General features: G+C 67.5%; 22 protein-coding genes. 10 read left to right on the forward strand and 12 right to left on the reverse strand.

Translation table 11 applies throughout. The features are described 5' to 3' along the window. Nucleotides 1-3 precede the first annotated feature (3 nt). Nucleotides 4-945: a TAXI family TRAP transporter solute-binding subunit gene (locus tag FHP08_RS02665; protein WP_222707801.1), complete on the reverse strand. Its 942-nt coding sequence runs from the start codon at nt 943-945 to the stop codon at nt 4-6. 169 nt (nt 946-1114) lie between these two features. Next, entirely contained in the window at nt 1115-1504 is a 390-nt protein-coding gene (locus tag FHP08_RS02670; protein WP_187272140.1) for a RidA family protein, read from the reverse strand. 154 nt (nt 1505-1658) lie between these two features. Between FHP08_RS02670 and FHP08_RS02675 the strand changes: the two genes are divergently transcribed. The 5 genes from FHP08_RS02675 (at nt 1659) to FHP08_RS02695 (ending at nt 5645) form a co-directional block, all read left to right on the forward strand. Then, nucleotides 1659-1853 carry a hypothetical protein gene (locus FHP08_RS02675; protein WP_147702745.1) on the forward strand — a complete coding sequence of 65 codons (195 nt, stop codon included), beginning with the start codon at nt 1659-1661 and terminating at the stop codon, nt 1851-1853. Between the two features lie 326 nt (nt 1854-2179). Further along, entirely contained in the window at nt 2180-2581 is a 402-nt protein-coding gene (locus FHP08_RS02680; protein ID WP_147702746.1) for a GreA/GreB family elongation factor, read from the forward strand. Between the two features lie 97 nt (nt 2582-2678). Further along, nucleotides 2679-3608 (forward strand): universal stress protein, encoded by a 930-nt coding sequence (locus tag FHP08_RS02685; RefSeq protein WP_147702747.1) that lies wholly within the window; start codon nt 2679-2681, stop codon nt 3606-3608. Then, nucleotides 3605-4330: an N-acetyltransferase gene (locus FHP08_RS02690; RefSeq protein WP_225879003.1), complete on the forward strand. Its 726-nt coding sequence runs from the start codon at nt 3605-3607 to the stop codon at nt 4328-4330. Before FHP08_RS02685 ends, FHP08_RS02690 begins: the two co-directional genes overlap by 4 nt. A 412-nt stretch (nt 4331-4742) precedes the next feature. After that, entirely contained in the window at nt 4743-5645 is a 903-nt protein-coding gene (locus FHP08_RS02695; RefSeq protein ID WP_147702748.1) for an alpha/beta fold hydrolase, read from the forward strand. A gap of 6 nt (nt 5646-5651) precedes the next feature. Here FHP08_RS02695 and FHP08_RS02700 read toward each other — a convergent pair whose 3' ends face one another. Then, nucleotides 5652-6398: an IclR family transcriptional regulator gene (locus FHP08_RS02700; RefSeq protein ID WP_147702749.1), complete on the reverse strand. Its 747-nt coding sequence runs from the start codon at nt 6396-6398 to the stop codon at nt 5652-5654. Between the two features lie 62 nt (nt 6399-6460). Further along, nucleotides 6461-7672 carry a CaiB/BaiF CoA transferase family protein gene (locus FHP08_RS02705; RefSeq protein WP_147702750.1) on the reverse strand — a complete coding sequence of 404 codons (1212 nt, stop codon included), beginning with the start codon at nt 7670-7672 and terminating at the stop codon, nt 6461-6463. A gap of 132 nt (nt 7673-7804) precedes the next feature. Between FHP08_RS02705 and FHP08_RS02710 the strand changes: the two genes are divergently transcribed. Continuing rightward, nucleotides 7805-8971 carry an acyl-CoA dehydrogenase family protein gene (locus FHP08_RS02710; RefSeq protein WP_147702751.1) on the forward strand — a complete coding sequence of 389 codons (1167 nt, stop codon included), beginning with the start codon at nt 7805-7807 and terminating at the stop codon, nt 8969-8971. Between the two features lie 57 nt (nt 8972-9028). Here the strand turns inward: FHP08_RS02710 and FHP08_RS02715 are convergent, their stop codons facing one another. After that, on the reverse strand, nt 9029-9979 hold the full coding sequence (locus tag FHP08_RS02715; RefSeq protein WP_187272141.1) for a LysR family transcriptional regulator: 951 nt from the start codon (nt 9977-9979) through the stop codon (nt 9029-9031). A gap of 81 nt (nt 9980-10060) precedes the next feature. Between FHP08_RS02715 and FHP08_RS02720 the strand changes: the two genes are divergently transcribed. From FHP08_RS02720 to FHP08_RS02735, 4 genes are all read left to right on the forward strand, one after another. Next, nucleotides 10061-11122: a Bug family tripartite tricarboxylate transporter substrate binding protein gene (locus tag FHP08_RS02720; protein ID WP_187272142.1), complete on the forward strand. Its 1062-nt coding sequence runs from the start codon at nt 10061-10063 to the stop codon at nt 11120-11122. A 59-nt stretch (nt 11123-11181) separates the two neighbouring features. Then, a complete protein-coding gene (locus FHP08_RS02725) occupies nt 11182-12093 on the forward strand; it encodes an amidohydrolase family protein (RefSeq protein ID WP_147702754.1) in 912 nt (303 codons plus the stop codon). Between the two features lie 35 nt (nt 12094-12128). After that, complete coding sequence (locus FHP08_RS02730) at nt 12129-13142, forward strand: NADP-dependent oxidoreductase (protein WP_225879005.1); 1014 nt, start codon at nt 12129-12131, stop codon at nt 13140-13142. A gap of 143 nt (nt 13143-13285) precedes the next feature. Then, complete coding sequence (locus tag FHP08_RS02735) at nt 13286-13657, forward strand: plasmid pRiA4b ORF-3 family protein (protein ID WP_225879006.1); 372 nt, start codon at nt 13286-13288, stop codon at nt 13655-13657. Here FHP08_RS02735 and FHP08_RS02740 read toward each other — a convergent pair. The 7 genes from FHP08_RS02740 to FHP08_RS02770 all read right to left on the reverse strand — a co-directional run bounded on the left by FHP08_RS02740 (nt 13638) and on the right by FHP08_RS02770 (nt 20027). Then, nucleotides 13638-14918 carry an ABC transporter substrate-binding protein gene (locus FHP08_RS02740; protein ID WP_147702755.1) on the reverse strand — a complete coding sequence of 427 codons (1281 nt, stop codon included), beginning with the start codon at nt 14916-14918 and terminating at the stop codon, nt 13638-13640. The genes FHP08_RS02735 and FHP08_RS02740 overlap by 20 nt on opposite strands. Nucleotides 14919-14964: 46 nt before the next feature. Beyond that, nucleotides 14965-15663, reverse strand: a complete 699-nt coding sequence (locus FHP08_RS02745) for an ABC transporter ATP-binding protein (protein ID WP_147702756.1) — start codon at nt 15661-15663, stop codon at nt 14965-14967. Beyond that, nucleotides 15656-16426: an ABC transporter ATP-binding protein gene (locus tag FHP08_RS02750; protein WP_147702757.1), complete on the reverse strand. Its 771-nt coding sequence runs from the start codon at nt 16424-16426 to the stop codon at nt 15656-15658. Before FHP08_RS02750 ends, FHP08_RS02745 begins: the two co-directional genes overlap by 8 nt. A 7-nt stretch (nt 16427-16433) precedes the next feature. Beyond that, nucleotides 16434-17072, reverse strand: a complete 639-nt coding sequence (locus tag FHP08_RS02755) for a DJ-1/PfpI family protein (protein WP_147702758.1) — start codon at nt 17070-17072, stop codon at nt 16434-16436. Beyond that, nucleotides 17072-18064 carry a branched-chain amino acid ABC transporter permease gene (locus FHP08_RS02760; protein WP_147702759.1) on the reverse strand — a complete coding sequence of 331 codons (993 nt, stop codon included), beginning with the start codon at nt 18062-18064 and terminating at the stop codon, nt 17072-17074. Before FHP08_RS02760 ends, FHP08_RS02755 begins: the two co-directional genes overlap by 1 nt. After that, a complete protein-coding gene (locus FHP08_RS02765; RefSeq protein WP_147702760.1) occupies nt 18061-18921 on the reverse strand; it encodes a branched-chain amino acid ABC transporter permease in 861 nt (286 codons plus the stop codon). Before FHP08_RS02765 ends, FHP08_RS02760 begins: the two co-directional genes overlap by 4 nt. 107 nt (nt 18922-19028) lie before the next feature. Beyond that, nucleotides 19029-20027 carry a LysR family transcriptional regulator gene (locus FHP08_RS02770; RefSeq protein WP_147702761.1) on the reverse strand — a complete coding sequence of 333 codons (999 nt, stop codon included), beginning with the start codon at nt 20025-20027 and terminating at the stop codon, nt 19029-19031. Nucleotides 20028-20109: the final 82 nt, after the last annotated feature.

The following is a 20109-nucleotide window of genomic DNA, read 5'->3' on the forward strand; positions in this document are numbered from 1 at the left end:
CGGTCAATTCGCGAGGCCCTTGGCCCGAAAGAAGTTCAGTGCCCCGGGATGGACCTCGATAGGGCGAACCGCCAGCGCCTTCTCGGCGCTGATCCCGCGGATCGCCTGGTGCGTTGCGCGGATCTCGTCGAGATTCCCGAAGATCGCCCTCGTGATCTCGAAGATCTGCGCCTCCGGAGCGTCGATCGTCGTGACGAAGTAGTTGTTCAGGGCCGCCGTCGCGACGGCCTGGCTCTGCCCGGGATAGGTGCCGGCAGGAATCGAAGTCGAGAAGAACATCCGCGGATTCCTCTCGACGATCTCGCGCTCGATCGGCACGATCGTCACTTGCGCGCGCGTGCTGGCGTCAGTGACCGCCTTGACCCCGAGCCCGGCCGAAACGACGATCGCGTCGAGCTCGCCCTTCACCAGCAGCTCGACGCTCTCGCCGTAGTGAAGGTACTCGACATGCAGCAGGTCCGCGTAGCTGAGCTTGACCGCACCGAGAAGCGCCCGCGCGTTGAGTTCGTTTCCGCTGCGCGCGGCGCCCACCGACACGCGCTTGCCGACAAGGTCGTGGATGGTGCCGATACGGGCGTCGCGGCGGGCAACCAGGTGTATGTAGTTGGGGTAGGCGGCCCCGACGAGGCGGATCTTGGTGCGCGAGCTCGGAAAGCCCGCCGCCGGGTTGCCCGCCATCGCCTCCGAGAGAATGTCTCCCTGGGCCAGGGCGAGCACGCCGACCCCCCGCTGCAGGAGATTCAGGTTCTCGACGGTGCCCTGCGTGGACCGCACGGTCACCGAAGTTCCCTTCAGCTCGCGCTCGAGGATTTCCTTCAGCTTGAGGCCGACCGGGTAGTAGACGCCCGCCTTGCCCCCGGTGAGGATCTCGAGCGATTGCGATGCCGACGGGCCCGGCAAGCACCCGAGCACAAGCGCGACCCAGAGGACTCCGATCCTGATCATCGCCGCTCCCCCGGGGCCGGTATTTTCGGGGCGCGCCGCCAGCGCACGGGCGCGCCCATCACCGACCCCGCGCTCGGTCACTCGATGCGCCGGACCTCGGCATTCTTAACCGAGCCGGCGGACTCTGTCCACGGGTTCCGGCTTGCGCCGGGACTGCAGGTCTCGGCCGCTACCCGACCACCGCCACCACCTCGACCTCCAGCATCAGGTCCTCGTGCACCAGCGCCGGCGTGGCCACCAGCGTGCTCGCCGGCTTGTGCCCGCCCAGGTGGCGCCCCCGGATCTCGCGAAGGCAGCGCACCTTCTCCGACGTGAGGTCCCGCACGTAGACGTTCATCTTCACGATGTCGGAGAACTGCGCGCCGCCTGCGGCCAAAGCGATCCGCAGGTTGTGGAAGACGCGCTCGGCCTGCTCGGCGAAGGTGGCGCCGACCACCTTTCCGGACTCGTCGAAGGCGACCTGGCCGGACACGTAAAGGGTGCGGCCACCGCTCACGACCGCGGTATGCGAATAGCTGCCGGCCGCGAGGCCGGCGGGATTGTGGAACTCGACGCTCATGGTGTCTCCTCCGTTGGAGGCCGCGCGCGGCGGGCGCGCGGCGCCGCGAAAGGCTATCACCCGGGGCGAGACACAGAGACAGAATCGCACCGAAACCATCGACGAATGCCGGCGCACCCGGCGCCCCCGCCCGACGTCACGAGGTTCTCCCCACATGCCAGACAACCGGTTCGCCGCCATCGCCCACGGCATCGCTCGGGCCACCGCCCTTGCGGCCTGCGCGACCCTGCTCACCGCGCTGCCCGCCGAAGCGGTGATCGAAGAGCTGACGCAGGCGGGCTATCGCCTGAAGCAGGAGCACGGCTTCCTGCCGAACCAGTACTTCCTGGTCTTCGAGCCGGTCGTCTGAAACCGGCGCGCATCGACGCGGGCGCACCGCGGTCCGGGCTGCGATCGGGACCTCGTTTGACTTCTTGCCGGATATTGCCTATGGTCGGGCCCATGGCTATTCCCCGCATCCTCGTTCGCCTCGCCGACATCGCCCCGCTTTCGCGGCGCGAGCTGTCGTCGCGCGCGCGCGAGCTCACGCGCACTCCGGGAATCTGCCAGTCCGCCGCAGATTCCTGAGCCCGGCGATACCCCCTCTCATTAGCGCAAACAGCTATCGCCGGGCCTAAGCCAGGCGCGATGGCGGCCGTTCCTCTCGAACCACGGCCGCGCTGACGGGAGTCTTCCATGTCCGCAATCCTCAGCGGTGAGCGCGTGCTCACCGAGCTCGACTTCGCTCGCTTGTCCAGGCTCGGCGATGGCCGTCTGCCCGACGACCTCGCTGCGGGTCTTGCCGCGGCCGACCTGACCTCGTCACGGGAAGTCCCGACCGACGTGGTGACGATGTACTCGCAGGTGGTGATCCGCCATGGCGGCACCGGCACGAAGCAGAGGCTCACGCTCTGCTATCCGGAAGACGCCGAACCTTCCGAAGGCTTCGTCTCGGTGCTCTCGCCCGTCGGGGCGAGCCTGCTCGGCCTGCGCGTGGGCGCCACGGCGCGCTGGCAGACGCCCCACGGCGACGAGCGCTGCGCAACGATCGAGTCGATCCTGTTCCAGCCGGAAGCCAGCGGCGACTACACGCTCTGAACGAGCGGTAGTCGCCTTCCCCCGCGCGCGCCAGCGCGCCTTGCATGGACTCCAGGCCTCGCTGCCTGGAGCGTCTTCGCTCGACCGGGAGCTCTGCATGAAAATCGAATCGATCCTCGCCCTGACCGACTTCTCGGCCGGCGCCGACCTCGCGCTCGAGCGCGCGGCGCGGCTTGCCGCGGACCACGGCGCACTGCTGCGCGTGGCCTACCTGACCGACCGGCCCGGCCACCGCCTGGCCGATCGCCTGACGCGCCTGTCGCAGCGCGCGCAACAGCTCGCACGCGAACACCGCATTCACGCGCGCGGCTCGCAGCGACACGTGGCCTCGCTCGCCGACCTGATCGAACAGGCGCGAAGAGCCGACCTGCTCGTGCTGGATCCGCTCGCCGATCATCGCTTCGGAGGCCTGTGGCGGCGCGCCGCCCTGCCCCAGGTGATCGCGCAGGTTCCGTGTCCCGTGCTGGTGGTGCGAAACGAGCGGCCGCAAGCCTATGCGAAGACGCTGCTGGCCTTCGATCCGGTGGTCGACCCGCGCGACCTGGTTCGCTACGCGAGCGACTTCGAGACCGACTCGTCGCTGGAAGTCCTGCGAATCGAGAAGCGCCGGTCGTCCGCCGAGACGCCGCGCCCGCGGATTCCGCGCAGCCTGGTGGCCCGGGCGGTTCGCAACGGCCGGCGTGCCGAGGGCAACCGCGCGTTCAGGCTGACCGACCCGCTCGAGAACCGCAAGAGCCGGCTGCTTGCGGCGCTGGGGCAGGTCGATGCGGTGGCGCAGATCCTGAACGAGCAGGACTACAACGGCGCCGACCTGGTCGTGGCGGCCAGGCAGGCGCCCGCGCTGGTCGACACGATCCTGAACGGCGACTTCGCGCAGCGACTGGCGCGCGGGCTTCGTTGCGACCTGCTGCTGGTACCGCACGGGCATCTGGACCGCTCGGCCGAACTGGCCGTGGGCCGGATGCGCGGCCTGGGCTGCGAGCCCGCGGCAGGGCTGCGCGCAGCGGGCGGAGGGCTGGCGGAATGATCGCGCACGTGCCGAGCCTCGACCGGGTCGGCCTGCTGGCCGGCCTGCCGCTTGCGTTCACGCCCCTGATCCGGAACGCGTCGACGGTCCTGCTGCGCCAGTCCACGGTGCGCCGCCGACCGCGTCCGACCGAGCTGCGCATCGACGTGCAGCGCGATCCGGCGAACCTGCAGGCCGAGCTCGACGCGATCGAGCGGCGTCTGCACCGCAAGGGCGACGCATTGAACGGGCTGCCGACGCTGGACATCCGCCGGCCGGGCTTCGTGTTCCGCCATCGCGAGGCCGATGGCGAGCACTACGTGTACGTCGAGGACGCCCCGCGCGGCCGCCTGGCCGGCTACACCGTGTTCAATCGGCTGGTGGAAGTGGACCGTCGAGCCGACCGGCACCTGCGCGCGCCGCACTCCCGCTACGCGCCCGACTACCAGCGATGCGGCCTGGCCACCGCGGTGTACGACTGGTGGCTCGCCGCTGGGCGCAGCCTGATCACCGGCGCGCGGCAGTCGCCCGCGGCGAACGCGCTGTGGCACTCGCTGGCGAAGCGGCACGAGCTGTTCTACGTGAGGCTCGAAGACAAGCGGCTGCGCTGCCTCGGCGAAGAGGTGGACGAGGTCACACGCGGGGACCTGCACACGCGGATGATCCTGGTGGGGAGCGGGCTGGATCGGACAGGCCTTGCCGCGCTGATCGGCTGCCAGCAAGAGGTCGCGCGCCTGCAGTGACGAACGCGGCGAGCCCGGGCGATACGCCGACCCGATCCAGTCGGCGGAACTCCACTTCCAGCGCCGGCAGTACCGAATCGTGACGGGTCGAGGGTCTGCTGTGCGGTGAGCATCGATCACCGCCGCGGCGGCGCCGATTCCGGTCGGACGCCCACCCTATCGCGAGCAGGCCGCTCCGGGTCCAATCGAGCGTCGCGGCGCAGGTTCGTGAAGCATTGCAGGAAAGCGCTGGCCATTCGCTCGTCTAGCCAGGCACGAGTCGCTTCCCCGTGCCGGCCCCTTACAACTCGAAGCCACCGCCTGGCGCCCGGAGGACGAGGCTTGCGCGACATGCCGGCCGGCCCGTAACTTCCGGCAAGGCAATCTTGCAGAAACCTGTGCATCCGACACTGCCACACTGACTGGAGCCCGAATGCCCTACGCCAAATCGAAAGGCGCCCGCCTCTACTTCGAAGAAACCGGAAGCGGCCGCCCGATCGTCTTCGTCCACGAATTCGGCGCAGACCTGCGCGAATGGGAGCAACAGGTGCGCTGGTTCTCGCGCGAGTACCGCTGCATCCGTTTCAATGCGCGCGGCTATCCGCCCTCGGACGTGCCGGAGTCGGACGATCTCTACGGCTACGAGCACTCGGCCGGCGACATCCTGGCGGTGATGGACGAACTGGGCATCGAGCGCGCGCACATCGTGGGCCTGAGCATGGGCGCCTACGCCACGTTGCAGTTCGGGCTGCGCCACCCGGGCCGCGCGCTTTCATTGGTCGCAGCCGGAGTCGGCTCCGGCGCCCCGCGCGAGGTTCGCGTCGAGTTCAAGGCCCATTCCGAAGCCCTGGCCCAGCGCTTCCTGAACGAAGGCTCGCCCGCGATCGCGCGGGAGATGGGCCTGGCCGCGACCCGGGTGCAGCTGCTCACCAAGGACCCGCGCGGATGGCAGGCGTTCGTGGAGCACCTGTCGGAGCACTCGGCCGTCGGCTCGGCCTACACCCTGCGACGCTACCAGGCGCTGCGCCCCTCGCTGTTCGACTTCGAGGCCGAGTTCGCTGCGTGCGCACTGCCCACGCTGCTGGTGGTGGGCGACGAGGACGATCCCTGTCTCGAGACGAATCTGTTCCTGAAGCGCACGATGCGCACCGCGCAACTCTGGGTGGTGCCCGGCACCGGGCATGCGGTGAACCTGGAGGAGCCTGCGGCATTCAATGCCGGCGTTCAGGGCTTTCTCTCGGCGGTGGATCGAGGGTGCTGGCGCACGCGCGATCCGCGGGCGGTTGGCGGCGGGGCCCTGCCGGTCGCCAGGGCATCCGCAAGCGCGGACAAGTGACGCTCGTCAACGCGGGTCGGGCCGGGTGCTCCCGCCGAGCATCCGACTCAGCTTTCGCGAGGCCGCAGCGAGTTCGCGCTCGATCAATCCGCCGTTTGCGGCCACCCTTTCCGACGGACCCGCCACCAGCAGTGCTGCAACGGCGCGCTTGTCCGGACCGAAGACCGGCGCCGCGATGCCGCTGGCCCCTGCCACCCGCTCGGCGTTCGTGCGCGCAAGGCCTGCGCGCCGGATCTGCGCGAGCTCGACCCGGAGTCCCGACGGCGAGGTGATCGTGGTCGGGGTGAAGCGCTTCAGGCTGCGCTTCGCCAGGATGCGCCTGGCGAAGGCGGGATCGCCGAAGGCCAGCAGCACCTTGCCCGTGGCCGTGCAGTGAGGCTCGCGCCGCTCGCCGACCTTCACCGTGTAGCGCACCGGGTTGTCGCTCTCGACCCTGTCGAGGTAGACGACCAGATCGGCGTCGTCGGCGATTGCGCCGAGCACCGCGGTTTCGCCAGTGGCCGAGACCAGGTCCCTCAATACCGGCTGCGCCAGCTCGGCGAACGCCTGCCCGCCGGCGGCCAGGGCCACGAACTCGTGGATCCGATCGCCCAGGACGTAGCAGCCGTGCGCCTCCCGCCGGAGGCATCGCTCGCGCACCAGCGCGTTCAGCAGGCCCACCAGGCTGGTCCTGGGGGCTCCCGCGAAGGCAGCAAGCTCGGTGAGCGTGGCGCCCTCGCGCTGCGTCGCGAGCATCTCCAGGACCGCGATCACGCGACCCACCGACTGCGGCCCGCCGGAGGGTGAATCGGCGCCGGGCTCTCGACCCACGCGGCTCACCGGGGACCCGCCGGCGCCCGGGTGACGCCGGCCGCCAGGAGAGCGCGGATCTCGTGCTCGGCGTAACCGTGCTCGCGCAGCACCGCCACGCTGTGCTCGCCGAGCCGCGGGGCAGGCCGGGTCGCGCAGGGCTGAGTCTTCGACCAGGTGCTGGGCACCGCCATCTGCCGAAGGCGACCTTCGCTCGGGTGATCGGCCGTCGCGAAGAAGCCGACCGCCGCGAGGTGCGGATCGTCGAGCAGCGACTCGAGGCTGTGAAGAGGCATTGCCGGGATGTCGGCGTCCTCCAGCAGTGCCAGCCACTCGGCCGTGGAGCGTTCGGCGATCACGGCCGCCAGTTCGCCATAGATGGCCTCGATGTTCCGGGTGCGGGTGGTCATGTCCGCGAAGCGCGGATCGCGCTCGAACTCGTCCTCGCGTCCGAGCAGCCTGAAGAAGGAACGCCACTGCCTGTCCGAATAGACGAGGATGCACAGGTAGCCGTCCCGGGTTCGGTAGGGGCGCCTGTCGGGCGTGAGCATGCGCGGGTAGCCGGGCGGACCCAGCGGCGGATCGAAGGTCTCCCCCGCCATGTGATCGCCCAGCACGAAGGCGGCCATGGTCTCGAACATCGGGATGTCGAGACGCTGGCCCTCGCCCGTGCGAACCTGGTGCAGGAGCGCGGCGTTGATCAGACCCACCGCGGACAGCGCCACCCCGCGGTCCACGATGGCCGTGGGCACGTAGCGAGGCGGCTCGCCGCTGGCGATGTGCGACAGCCAGGGGATCGCCGCCGCCCCCTGGATCAGGTCGTCGTAGGCTGGCCGGTCCGCGTACGGCCCCGCCTGGCCGTAACCGAACAGGCCGGCGTAGACGATGCGCGGATTGGCCGCGGCCACTTCGTCGTAGGAAAGACCCAGGCGCTGCATCACACGCGGCCGGAGGTTGTAGACCATCAGGTCGGCATCGGGCAGCAGGCGCATCAGCGCCTCGCGCCCCGCCGGCTGCTTCAGGTCGAGGACGATGCTGCGCTTGCTCCGGTTGGCATGCAGGAAGATCGCGCCCATCCCCGGGTTGCGAAACGGCCCGATGCCACGCAGCGGATCGCCCTCGGGCGCCTCCACCTTGATCACGTCGGCCCCCAGGTCGCCCAGGATCTGCGTGGCATGGGGCGCCATCAGCACGTTGGAGAGGTCCACCACCTTGATGCCCTGCAGGGGCAGCTTCATTGCCGTTTCCCTCGCTCCCCCGGGGCCGCGCGGCGGCCCGCGATTCATTGACAGGACCCTGACCTGGCGGCCATGATCGTCTTGAACGATTTTACGAAACTCTTTCGTATATTCGCAACCGAGAGCTGCCACGTGAGCATCGACTTCACCCCCGAGCAACGCCAGATCACTGAAAGTGTCAGGCGTATCTGCGATCGCTTCGGCGACGAATACTGGCTCGAGCGCGACCGGGACGGGCGCTTCCCCGAGGATTTCTGCCGGGTGCTTGCCGACAGCGGTTACATGGGCATTGCCATGCCGGTCGAGTACGGCGGCTCGGGGCTGGGCATCACCGAGGCAGCGCTGCTGATGCAGGCGATCTCCGAGTCGGGCGCCGGAAACGGGGGCGTTTCGTCCGTCAGCATCGGGATCTTCGGGCTGAATCCGGTGGTGAAGTTCGGCAGCGCCGAGCAGAAGGCGCGCATGCTGCCGCCGATCGTCAGGCGCGAGGACATCGCCTGCTTCGGCGTCACCGAGCCCGACGCCGGGCTGGACACGACCCGCCTGCGGACCCGCGCCGTGCGCAAGGGCGACCGCTACGTCGTCCACGGCCAGAAGACCTGGATCTCCACCGCCCAGGTGGCCAACAAGATCCTGCTGATCGCACGCACGTCGGACATCGCGGACTCCGGCAAGCCGATCGACGGGCTCAGCCTGTTCTTCACCGACCTCGACCGCTCGAAGGTCGAGATCCGCGAAATCGAGAAGATGGGCCGCAAGTGCGTGGACTCGAACCAGCTGTTCATCGACGGCCTGGAGATACCCGTGGAGAACCGGATCGGTGAAGAGGGCAAGGGCTTTCGCTACCTGTTGCACGGGATCAACCCGGAAAGGATCCTGATCTCGGCGGGTCTGGTGGGGCTTGGGCGCGCCGCCCTGCGCCGGGCGTCGGACTATGCGAAGCAGCGGGTGGTGTTCGGTCGCCCGATCGGCATGAACCAGGCGATCCAGCACCCGCTCGCCCAGAACTGGGCCGAGCTCGAGGCGGCCAACCTGATGGCCTTCCGCGCGGCGCAGCTCTACGACCGCGGCGAAGACTGCGGCGCCATGGCAAACGCCGCCAAGTTCCTGGCGGGCGAAGCGGCGTTCAACGCCTGCACCAACGCCGTGATGACGCACGGCGGCATGGGCTACGCCAAGGAGTACCACGTGGAGCGCTACCTGCGCGAATGCATGATCCACCGCCTTGCGCCGATCACGCCGCACCTGGTTCTGTGCTACATCGCGGAGCGGGCGCTGGGTTTGCCGAAGTCGTATTGAGCGACCCTGCCCGGCCGCGGACAATCCAGCCGACTCGGGAGCGCCGGGCGCGCAGGATCAGCCGATTCCATCCGGCTCCGCCAGCGGCGGCAGATCGAATCGCTTGCCCGGGAAATCTGCCGCGAGTCGGCGGCGAGCCAGGTCGATGAAGGCTCCGGCAGCCTGTTCCAGGGCGCACTGCCGGTTCCATATGACTGCAGCCCAGGCGCCGAGGCGCTGTCCGCGATGCTCGATCGGGATGATGCGTGCCCGAGGATCGACGACGTCGACCATGGACAAGACGACCGCGACACCGTGTCCGGCCGTGGCCAGGCTGATGAGCCCGTTGTAGACGCCGCACTCGAGCCGTATGTTGCGCAAGAGAATGCCGCTGTCGCGGCACGCCTGGTCGAGAAGGGTCCGGCTGCCCACTTCCCTCGGCAGCAGCAGCAGCGGCTCCTCTTCGAGGTCTTCGACCTCGACCTTTCGCCGCCCCGCGTACCGGTGCGTCTCGCTGACGACGGCGATCAGGTGCATCGGAAACAGCCGCTTCGCGGCGATGGCGTCATTCGACACGAAGCGCGTGAAGGCGACGTCCAGCTTTCTCGCTTCGATCTGCTCCTGCAGCACCGGGGCGCTCGCCGCGGTGAGGCTGACGACGACATCCCGACGACGCCTGCCGTACGCCGACAGCAGGTCCGGCATCGTTCGGTCGTACAGCAAGGGATTCGCGCCAACCCGCAGCGCGCGCCGATCCCCGTCGGCAAACGCCCTGGCACGGGTCTGCAGATCGGCCGCGTCGCCCACCACCCGTGATGCCCGCCGGTACAGGTCCTCGCCGGCCGGCGTCAAGGCCAGTGATCGCCCCTGTCGGTCGAACAGCCTCACGCCGAGTTCGCGCTCGAGTTGAGCCACCTGCCTGGAAAGCGAGGGTTGCGTCCGGAAGACGCGGCTGGCGGCCGCCGTGAAGCTCGCCGCCTCTGCCACGGCGCAGAAAGTGCGCAGGCTCGAAAGAGTCAGGTTCTTCATCGTTCGCGAATCTGGTGACATGACATGACACGAATGGTATGGGAAGTGCGGTCAATTAGTCATTTGACGCGCATGGAGCGAATGAGCATCCTCGACAGAGATTCGCACCGAGTACCCAGACGTCAGATCGATCACCCGCAGGAGACGATGACCGTGACCAGAAGACTTCTTCGCGCAATGCTCGCCATGGGGACCCTGGCCGCTGTTTCGCTGGCCTTGTCTCCGGCGCGCGCTGCCGACTATCCGACCCGCCCCATCAAGCTCATCGTTCCCTGGGGCGCTGGGAGCGGCATCGACGTCCAGACGAGGCAGTTCGCGACGGCTTTCGCGGAGGCAATCGGCGGCCCGGTCGTCGTCGAGAACCGAACCGGCGCGGGCAGTCAGATCGGCTACGAGATCGCCGCCCGTGCGGAGCCGGACGGTTACACGCTCTTTGCCGGCACCAACGCGAACTTCATCCACCAGTTCCTGCGCCCGACATCGAAGATCGATCCGCTCAAGGACATGGCGCCGATCACCCTCGTGAACTGGCTGCCGAGCGTGTTGGTGGTCGCCAAGGATTCGCCCGTGCGCAGCGTCGATGACCTGGTGGCGCTTGCCCGATCCAGGCCTGGTGCGCTCGCCTACGGCTCGGGCGGCATGGGGGCCGCCTCGCATCTGCTCGCCTCGGCGATCGTGAGCCGGAACGGCCTCGATGTCGCCCATGTCCCCCTGCGGACGCTGACCGCCGATCTCGCGCCGATGCTCGCCCGCGGAGACATCCATTTCGCGTTTCCGGTCACCAGCGTGGCGGCGAACCAGATTGCCGCCGGCACGGTCCGACCCATCGCGATCACCTCGGCACAGCGCCATCCCCAGTGGCCTGACGTGCCGACGCTTGCCGAATCGTTCAAGGACGAGCGCTACGTCGCCGACAGCTGGAACGGCCTGTTTGCCCCCGCCGGCACCCCGGAGCCGATCCTGCGCAAGATCTTCGCCGCCGCGGTCAAGGCAGTCGACAGCCCGCTTCATCAGGCGTCGGCCAGGACGCTCCTCACCATTCCCGAGAAGAGCGACAGCCCGGCAGCCTTCAGGAAGTTCCTCGAACGGGAGGCGCTCAAGTGGCGCGACATGGTGGTCGACTCGGGCATCAAGGCCGAGTGACCACGCAGCGCGCAGGCGACCCCGAATCCATGCATGCCAACGAATCAAGGCGATCACGAATGAATCCCAGCTTCGAGGCCCTGAAGGGCCGGATCATCGACTTCCGACTCCGTCCTCCCACCGGCCCGTACCGCGACTTCTTCACCCCGACCGTCGTCGACCGGCTGTGCCGGATGTGGGGCGACGCAGGGGCTCCCGCGTCTTACACCACGAGCACGAGCGGCCGGGACGGGGCCGACGATGAGGCGCTTCGCGTGCTGGTGAGGGAGATGGATGAAGCCGGCGTTCGGCTGGGCGTGATGAACGGCCGGCACTCGCCGAATCGCGCGGTCCCCGTGCACATCGAGGACGCCTACATGCACCAGATCGTCGGCAAGCTGGACGGCAGGATGGTCGCGGTTGCCGGCGTGAATCTCGACCAGCCGGTCGGCGAGATCCTCGCCGGCCTCGAGCACGCGATGAAGGCCCTGGACATGCGTGGCGTATGCATCGAGCCAGGATTCGCCCGCAAGCCCCTGTATGCCGACGACGAGTCGCTGATGCCGATCTACCAGAAGGTATCGGAGCTCGGCGTCCCGCTGCTGTTCATGTCCGGGCCACTGTCGGGTCCGGACAATACCTATACCGACCCGGTGCGATTCGAGCGCGTCGCGCGCGCCTTTCCGAAGATGCCGGTGGTGCTCGGTCACGCCGCCTGGCCCTATGTCAACGAGGCCATCGCACTGGCCTACAAGAGCGAGGCGACCGGCGTCATGAACGTGCACCTGTCGCCCGACGTCTACGTGTTCGCGCCCGGGGGCCACGCGTACGTCGAGGCGATCCGGGCGATGCCGGAGCGGATGATCTACGCCTCGGCCTACGCCTTCTGCAGCATCGGGACCGCGGTCAGGCGCACGCTGGAACTGGGCCTTCCCGAAGACGTCCTCGAGACCTACATGGTCCGGAACGCAGAGAAGCTGCTGGGTCTCTGACCCGGCCCACCGGAACCGATCGAAGGAAGCCCTCAGTGAATCCAGTCAACTTGCAGATCCGCATGGCCCGCCACCCCGCTGGGGAACTCGACGACGCCGACTTCCAGGTCGTCGAGGCGCCACGGCCGGCGCCGGCGGACGGCCAGGTCCTGATCCGGCACCTGTACCTGTCGCTGGACCCGTTCATCCGCCCGATGATGGATCCGGTGCGATCCTATGTGCCTCACCTGAACCCCGGCGACCTGATGCCGGGGTTCGGGGTGGGCCAGGTGGTCCAGAGCCGGAATCCCGCGCTTCCTGAAGGCACCCATGTCAGCGGCCGTTTCGGCTGGCAGGAGTACATCGTGGCCGATCCGGCGGCGCTGCGCGTGATCGACCCGTCCCTCGCCCCGATCACCACCGCGGTGGGCATCCTGGGAATGCCAGGGGCGACCGCGCACTATGGCCTGCTCGAGCTGGGCAAGCCGAAGCCCGGCGAAACCGTGGTGGTCAGCGCGGCGACCGGCGCCGTCGGCAGCGTCGTCGGGCAGATCGCCAAGCTGCGGGGCTGCCGGGTGATCGGCATCGCCGGCGGTCCCGCGAAATGCGACCACGCCGTACAGGAGCTCGGTTTCGACGCCTGCCTCGACTACCGCGCTGCGGGCATCGAGGAGCGGTTCTCGGCGCTGACCCCCGGCTATGTGGACGTCCTGTTCGAGAATGTCGGCGGCCCGCTGATGGACATGGTGCTGCGTCGCTTGAATGCCCACGCCAGGGTCGTTCTTTGCGGCGCGATCAGCCAGTACGACGGCCCGACATCGGGCATCGGCGTTCCCGCATTCGAGTTCGTCCGCCAGCGCGCGACCATGACCGGTTTCATCATCAGCGAACACATGGCGCACTGGCCGGGCGCCTTCGAGGAGCTGGCGCGCTGGATCCGCGAGGGGAAGATCCGCTACCGGGAGTCGATCGCGGACGGCCTGCGCAACGCGCCTGCGGCCTTCAAGGGCCTGCTGACGGGGAAGAACTTCGGCAAGCAGCTGGTCAGGGTGGCCCGCGAGAACGGGTGATGGCCCGGCGAATCCTGCCCGGGTCAGCTTGGTCGACAGTGGCGCCCGAGGTTCGTAGCGCCATGACTCGGCATCATGCGAGCACCGCTTGACAAGCCCCTCGGAAAGGCTTCCTGGAGCATGCGTACAGACCGCGTAACGGGTTGCTCCACATCGAACCGCCGGTCTGGCGAACCCTGCAGGTTCCGGACACCCTGAGCCAGGCCAAGCTCGACCGGCTCATCCAGGCCGCGATGAGCGGGAACAAGAGCCGCCTGCGCGCGTGGCAGATCCAGGGCGAGCGATGCGGCCGACCGGGCCTCGAATGGGACGCGCCGGGAACCCTCTTCGTCGATCGCAAGATCCCCGACGGCGCAGGATTCACCTGCAGATGTGGCGCTGGCATGGAAGCTCCTTCGGTCCGCGCGGCCCGAGCCTCGACGAGGCGGGCCGCGCGAACGAGCTTCACCGTTCAGACCCGCGGGGGCTCGAAGGCCTTGGCCGGCCAGGCGTCTCTCAGAGCTTCTCCTTGGTGAAGTCGAACCGGGGCGGCAGTTCCTTGACCAACTCCTCCTTGGTCACCCGCTTCTTCACCTCGAGCTTGCCGTTCTCGACCCGGCTGATGTAGCAGTCGATGATGCCGCTGTGGTCCTGGGCTCGCAGCAGCTTGTCGCCCTGCGGGTAGCCCAGCGAGTTCTTCATCTGCATGCCCTCGAGCGCCTGGACGACTCCCGGGGTGTCCTTCCTGGTCTTCCACCCCGAGGCCTCGATCGCCTGCTTCAACGCGAACATGTTCTCCCACGACTGCCAGGCGTGGCTCTTGGCCATGACGCGCTTGCTCGTGAACTCGCGCGCATGCACGTCGTCGATCTCCATGATCTTGTTGTGCTCCTTGTGGAACTCGTCGTTCTTGTGCGCGAGCATCCTCGGGAAGTTCTCGACGATGTAGACGCCCTCGGCTGCGCCCTGTATGTCGTCGGGCGCGATCGCCTCGATGGTCCCCGAAACCGAATACATCCGCATCGTCTTCTCCAGGCCCATCGCCTTCGCCTGCGTGTAGAACGCCACCGACAGCGAACCGAAGAACACCGAGAACAGGACTTCGGTCTCCTGCGGAATGCGCGACAGGTAGGGCACCAGGTCTTTCGCATCGAGCGGCACCGCGATCGGGGGGTTCACCTTGCCGCCCAGCTTCTCGATCAGCGCCTTGGCCTCCTGATGGTGGCTGTGTCCCCACGCATAGTCCGGGAAGATCATCGTCCAGTTCTTGCCGAGGTTCTCGAAGGCCCAGGGCACGCCGGCTGCGGCCAGGCCGTAGGTGTCCGTGCCGGTGCGGAAGCTGTAGCGGGTGCCCTTCGAACCAGTGGCCTCGGTGGCCTCGCCTTGCGAGAAATAGATGGTCTTCAGCTCGCTTGCGATCGGAATCGACGCGAGCATCACGCCCGAGTGCACCGAGCCGACGATGAACTCGGCCCCCGAGCGCTGGATCAGCGATCGCAGCTTGCGCGCGCCGCTCGCCGGGTTCGACTCGGTATCTTCGGTGATCAGCTCGATCTTGCGGCCCGCGATGCCCCCTGCCTGGTTGATCAAGTCGACCGCCTTTCGGCCGGCCTTGTCATGCCAATACCCCCACGAGGCAAAGCCGCCTGTCAGCTCCACGTGGTGACCGATCTTGATCGGCCCGCTCGGCTGCGCGAAGGCGTCCTTCATGATGTAGAGGTTGGCGGTGCCCGCCGCTGCACCTCCCGCGAGGGCTGCGCTCAGGAAACTGCGTCGGGTGACTTTTCGGTCGGACATGGCGATTACTCCCGGTTCAGGTTGCGTGACGACAAGGAACGCCCGCCTACAAGGCAAGCCCAAGATAGCGGTGGATCAGCTCTGGCTCGGCCCGCAGCTGCGCGGTCGTGCCGTCGTAGACGACGACCCCTTTCTCCATGATGAAGGCCCGTGTGCAGAGTTTCAGCGCGGTCTTCACGTTCTGCTCCACCAGCAGCACCGACATGCCGGCCTGGTTCGCGCGCTGGATCTCGTGGCGAATCTCGTTGACCAGCTTCGGCATGATCCCCTCGGTCGGCTCGTCAAGGATCAGCAACCGGGGCTCGAGCACCAGGCAGCGCGCGATCGCCAGCATCTGCTGCTCGCCGCCGGAAAGCGTGCCGCCGGCCTGGTCGACGCGCTCGCGCAGCCGCGGGAATCGCTCGAACACATACTTCAGCCTGTCTTCGGGCGGCTTGCCCTTGAGGCCGATGCAGAGGTTCTCGAAGACCGTCAGCATCGGGAAGATTCCCCGGCCCTGCGGCACGTAGCCGATTCCCCTGCCGGCAATCCGGTGCGCCGCAACGGTGCGAAGGTCCTGGCCGTTGAACTCGATGCGACCGCCCGACGCGGGCAGCAGCCCCATGATCGTTCGCAGCGTCGTGGTCTTGCCGACGCCGTTGCGACCGAGCAGCGCAACCGATTCACCCGCCTCGACCTTCAGGTTGACCCCGCGCAGCACCCGGACCTTTCCGTAGCTGGCGTGGACGTCCACCAATTCAAGCATGCAGGTCCCCCGCGAGTTCGTCCTCGTCGATGCCCAGGTAGGCCTCCTTCACCCGCTCGTCGGTGGCGATCTCCTTCGCGGTGCCGCGGGCCAGCACGCCACCCTGGGCCATCACGACGATGTCTTCGGCGATGTCGAAGACGACCTCCATGTCGTGCTCGATCAGGATGACGTCGATCGACTTCGACAGCTCGACGATCTTCCCGACCGTGTGTGCGGTTTCCTGGGGGCTCATGCCGCAGATGGGCTCGTCGAGCAGCAACAGGCGCGGCTCGGCGGCCAGCGCGATGCCCAGCTCGAGCAGCGCCATGTCCCCGTAGGAAAGCGTGCCGGCCTGTCGCTCGGCAAGCCGCGTCAGGCCGACCTCCTCGAGCAGCCGATCGACCTTCTCGTCGGTCGCCTTGAAGCGACTGACGGGCCGGAACGGATGCAGCCAGGGCAGCCGCGCCTGTGCGGCGATCCAGACGTTCTCCCGGACGCTCAGCTGGTTGAACACGCTCTTGATCTGGAGCGTGCGCGCCATCCCGAGCTTGCTGATCTGGTGAGTCTTCAGGCCGGTGATGTCGTGGCCGTCGAACTCCACCCTCCCCTCATCCGGCCGAAGGAAGCCGGAGATCAGGTTGAAGAAGGTGGTCTTGCCCGCGCCGTTCGGGCCGATGATGGCGTGCAGGCGCCCGGAGTCGAAGTCGACCTCCACGTCATCCACCGCGGTCAGGCCACCGAACCGCTTCGTCAAGCCTCGCACCGACAGGATGTTCGACATGCTTGCCTCAGCCCTCGATCTCGACGCGCCGGCGGTTGTCGTGCGGGTACGGATACTCCATGTAGCGCGCCAGGCTCCGGGTGACCGCCTGGCCGCACTCGCGCTCCACCAGCGACAGCGCCAGCTCGATCCCGGCGGAGATGCCAGCGGAGGTGACCAGATCACCGTCGTCCACGACATGCATGTGCCGCTCGACCCGCACCTTCGGATAGTTCTCGGCCAGCCAGCCCAGCGAGTTCCAGTGGGTCGTGGCTCGCCGGCCATCGAGGACGCCGGCCGCCGCAAGAAGCCGGGCGCCGGTGCACACGGAGGCGGTCAGCGCGGCTTGCCGGCTGCGTTCCCGGATCCAGCCGACCAGGGCTGCGTTGCCCGCCTCCCGGCGCGTTCCCCAACCGCCGGGAACAACCAACCAGTCCAGCGGCGGGCAGTCGTCGAGGCTGTGATCCATCACCACCTTCATGCCGCCATGGCAGCGCACCACGTCGGCCTGCGCGACCAGCCGGACATCGAACGGACTATCCATCTCCCAGCGCGTCTTCTCGTCGAGCCGGGCCCCCTTCAGCACCTCGTATGGTCCGGCGAAGTCGAGCACCTCGACATCGTCGAACATCACGACGCCCACGGTCTTGCGAGCAGATTGGGCCATCACTCCTCCTCCACCTTCGTCTTGCCCCGCGACGCCAGGCCGGTGACCCATCCGTTCCAGAGGCCGACCACGCCCTTGGGCGCATAGATGACCACGAGGATCGCAACCGCGCCGACGAGCAACAAATAGTGCTCCCAGATCGACGACAGCTCCTCGCGCACGATGATGAGCAGACTGGTGCCGACGATCGGGCCGAACAGCGTGCCGGCGCCACCGACGATGGCCCACACGACTGCCTCGCCGGACACGTGATAGAACATGTACGAGGCCGACGCATAGCGGCCGAACAGCGCGAACAAGGCGCCGGCCACGCCAGCGAAGAAGCCGGCCACGATGAAGGCCAGCAGGCGCAGCCGATACACGTTCAGGCCGATCAGCGCCGCGCGCGTGTCGTTCTCGCGGATCGCCATCAGGCCGCGGCCGAACGGGCTGGCCAGCACCCGGTACTTCAGGTAGAAGCAGAGCGCCACGCAGACGAGAATGAAGAAGTACTGGAAGGTCGGATCGGCCAGCCCGTACTCCTCTTCGCCCCAGGTGAAGGTCGGCGGCAGACTGAACACTGTCCCGTCGTCCCCGCCGGTCAGCGGCTTGAGCGTCATCGCGAGGAAGTAGAAGATCAGCGAGAACACGACCGTGATGATGGCGAAGTAGTGCCAGGTGAGCCGGACCGCGAACACGCCAGTGATCGCGGCCATGGCCACCGACAGCAGCACGCCGAGCCCGAAGGCCGGCCAGAACGAAAGGCCCAGCTTGGCCACCCCGATCGCCACCCCGTACATGCCCATCCCGAAATACAGCGCCTGGCCGAAGGACAACAACCCCACGTAGCCGAACAGGAAGTTCACGCTGGCCGCAAGCAGCGACCAGATCAGGATCTCGGTGATGATGCTGACCCAGAAAGCGTCGGCAATCACCGGGATCAGGTAGGGCACGGCGAGCAGGAAGGCGGCGAAGATCGCCAGCAGCACCTTCTCGAGAACGGACCAGCTCATCGTGCCGCCCCCTTGAAGATCCCCTGCGGCCGGTACATCAACACGGCGCTCATCAGGACCAGCGAAGTGATTCGCGCGACGGTCGGATCCGCGAAGCTCGCGATCACCCCTTCCAGGAAGGCCAGCAGGATCGCGGCCGCCACGGTGCCGGGAAGGTTGCCCAATCCGCCGATGATCACTGCCATGAAGCAGACCGGCAGGATGTCGACCCCGGCGCGAAAGTCGACGGTCGTGATCGGCGCCGCCACCAATCCGCCCAGGGCTGCCAGCGCGGTGCCGATCGCGAAGGTCAGCATGTACACCCGCTGCGCCGGGATGCCCATCGCGATCGCGGTGTCCCGGTCGTGGCGCACCGCCCGCATCCAGGTGCCGGTCTTGGTGCGCTTGAGGAAGACGAAGAAGCCCGCCAGCACGATCATCGACACCAGCGCCGCGAACAGCCGGTAGACCTCGTACTCGATCCCGAACATCGGGATCGTCCCCTCGATCGGCGGCAGGATGCGACGCGGCGTAGCGCCGAAGGTGGCGCGCACGCCCTCTTGCAGGATCAGGGAGAGTCCGAACGTGGCGACGATCGACAGCGCCGCGGCGCTCTTGATCGGCCGGATCACCAGCCGCTCCATGATCACGCCGAGAACGAAGGCCGCGATCGGAACGAGGAGGAAGCCGAGCCAGTAGTTGCCCGTGAACTGCAGGGTGGTCCACGCAAGCACCGTTCCGATCATGAAGAAGTCGCCGTGCGCGATGTTGATGATGTCGAGCAAGCCGAAAATGATCGACAAGCCGAGCGCGATCAGCGCGATGATCATCCCCCAGACCAGACCGTTGATCGCCAGCGGAATCAGGTACTCAGGCATGGCGGGCCGTCCCTGTCATCGGTTTGCAGCAAATCATCCGCATCCTCGCAATGCCCCTCCCGGTCGATGCGATTCAATCTACTTGAGGCTTCCGGCGCGAGAAAGCCTCAAATCTGCACGCTTGCTTGCACGATTCCTGCAGTTTCGCCGGTACCCGTGCAGCGCACGCCGGGCCTGCCCTGCTCCCCGACCCCGTTCAGGTAGGGCTGATCCTCACGCAGCCGGGCCTCCAGGTATCGCAGCACCGCTTTCACCCGGCTCGAGTACTGAAGATCCTGGTGCACACTCAGCCAGAGGCCACGCGTCACCCGGATCTCCCGTTCGAGCACCGGCTGCAAGGCGGGCTCGTTCTCCACCGAGAAGCGCGGCAACAGCACGAGACCGAGCCCGGCGGCAGCCGCGGTCATCTGGGCGATCATGCTGTTCGAACGGAATCGCATCCTGGGCTCCGCGATGACCTCTTCCAGCCAGCGCACCGCGTCTACCTGGATCATGTCCTCCAGGTAGCCGGTGAACCAGTGCCGCGCCAGTTCGGCGACCGTCTCGGGCCGGCCGTGCTCGCGGAAGTAGGCCTGCGAACCATACAGGCTCAGCGCAAAGCTGCCGACACGGTGAAAACTCATGCCGCGCCCGCTGGGCTCGAAGAAGCTGATGAAGACATCGGCCTCCCGCCGGCTCACGTTGACCTGCTGCGCCGAGGTCACGAGCTCGATCCGCAGATCCGGATGCTGCACCGCAATAGACGCAAGACGCCTTGCCATGTAGAGCGAGCCGATGCCTTCCATCATCGCGATGCGCACGGGGCCCGAAGGCTGGTCCGCGCTCCCGCAGATCTTCTCGCGCAGCTGGACAACTCCCCCTTCCACGGCCTCGACGTGGGGCAGGATGCTCTCGGCAAGCTCCGTCGGCGTCAAACCGGTGCGGCGCCGCTTGAACAATGCGCCACCCAGGCACAGCTCGAGTCGCGAGATGTGGCGACTCACCGTGGAGTGATCCAGCTTCAGTTGCCGGGCCGCCAGCGAGATGTTCCCGACCCGCAAGACAGCCATGAAGATCCGCAGGTCGTCCCAGTTCATGTTCTCGACAGCGATCTTCTTCGTCGTCATCCTGCCTCCACACGCCTCTGCGGTAATGCACACAAGCGTGCAATTTTCGCCGTTGCCTCGCTTGTAGCAAGACTCGTACCCT

Source organism: Zeimonas arvi (assembly GCF_008039575.1).
Taxonomy (GTDB): Bacteria; Pseudomonadota; Gammaproteobacteria; order Burkholderiales; family Burkholderiaceae_E; genus Zeimonas; species Zeimonas arvi.

Coding starts and splice junctions, on each gene's coding strand:
- FHP08_RS02715 (WP_187272141.1), bottom strand. CDS start 9,979: ATGAAGAACCTGACTCTTTCGAGCCTGCGCACTTTCTGCGCCGTGGCA.
- FHP08_RS02745 (WP_147702756.1), bottom strand. CDS start 15,663: ATGCTTGAATTGGTGGACGTCCACGCCAGCTACGGAAAGGTCCGGGTG.
- FHP08_RS02740 (WP_147702755.1), bottom strand. CDS start 14,918: ATGTCCGACCGAAAAGTCACCCGACGCAGTTTCCTGAGCGCAGCCCTC.
- FHP08_RS02690 (WP_225879003.1), top strand. CDS start 3,605: ATGATCGCGCACGTGCCGAGCCTCGACCGGGTCGGCCTGCTGGCCGGC.
- FHP08_RS02670 (WP_187272140.1), bottom strand. CDS start 1,504: ATGAGCGTCGAGTTCCACAATCCCGCCGGCCTCGCGGCCGGCAGCTAT.
- FHP08_RS02760 (WP_147702759.1), bottom strand. CDS start 18,064: ATGAGCTGGTCCGTTCTCGAGAAGGTGCTGCTGGCGATCTTCGCCGCC.
- FHP08_RS02720 (WP_187272142.1), top strand. CDS start 10,061: ATGAGCATCCTCGACAGAGATTCGCACCGAGTACCCAGACGTCAGATC.
- FHP08_RS02685 (WP_147702747.1), top strand. CDS start 2,679: ATGAAAATCGAATCGATCCTCGCCCTGACCGACTTCTCGGCCGGCGCC.
- FHP08_RS02695 (WP_147702748.1), top strand. CDS start 4,743: ATGCCCTACGCCAAATCGAAAGGCGCCCGCCTCTACTTCGAAGAAACC.
- FHP08_RS02675 (WP_147702745.1), top strand. CDS start 1,659: ATGCCAGACAACCGGTTCGCCGCCATCGCCCACGGCATCGCTCGGGCC.
- FHP08_RS02755 (WP_147702758.1), bottom strand. CDS start 17,072: ATGGCCCAATCTGCTCGCAAGACCGTGGGCGTCGTGATGTTCGACGAT.
- FHP08_RS02725 (WP_147702754.1), top strand. CDS start 11,182: ATGAATCCCAGCTTCGAGGCCCTGAAGGGCCGGATCATCGACTTCCGA.
- FHP08_RS02770 (WP_147702761.1), bottom strand. CDS start 20,027: ATGACGACGAAGAAGATCGCTGTCGAGAACATGAACTGGGACGACCTG.
- FHP08_RS02765 (WP_147702760.1), bottom strand. CDS start 18,921: ATGCCTGAGTACCTGATTCCGCTGGCGATCAACGGTCTGGTCTGGGGG.
- FHP08_RS02665 (WP_222707801.1), bottom strand. CDS start 945: ATGATCAGGATCGGAGTCCTCTGGGTCGCGCTTGTGCTCGGGTGCTTG.
- FHP08_RS02705 (WP_147702750.1), bottom strand. CDS start 7,672: ATGAAGCTGCCCCTGCAGGGCATCAAGGTGGTGGACCTCTCCAACGTG.
- FHP08_RS02750 (WP_147702757.1), bottom strand. CDS start 16,426: ATGTCGAACATCCTGTCGGTGCGAGGCTTGACGAAGCGGTTCGGTGGC.
- FHP08_RS02680 (WP_147702746.1), top strand. CDS start 2,180: ATGTCCGCAATCCTCAGCGGTGAGCGCGTGCTCACCGAGCTCGACTTC.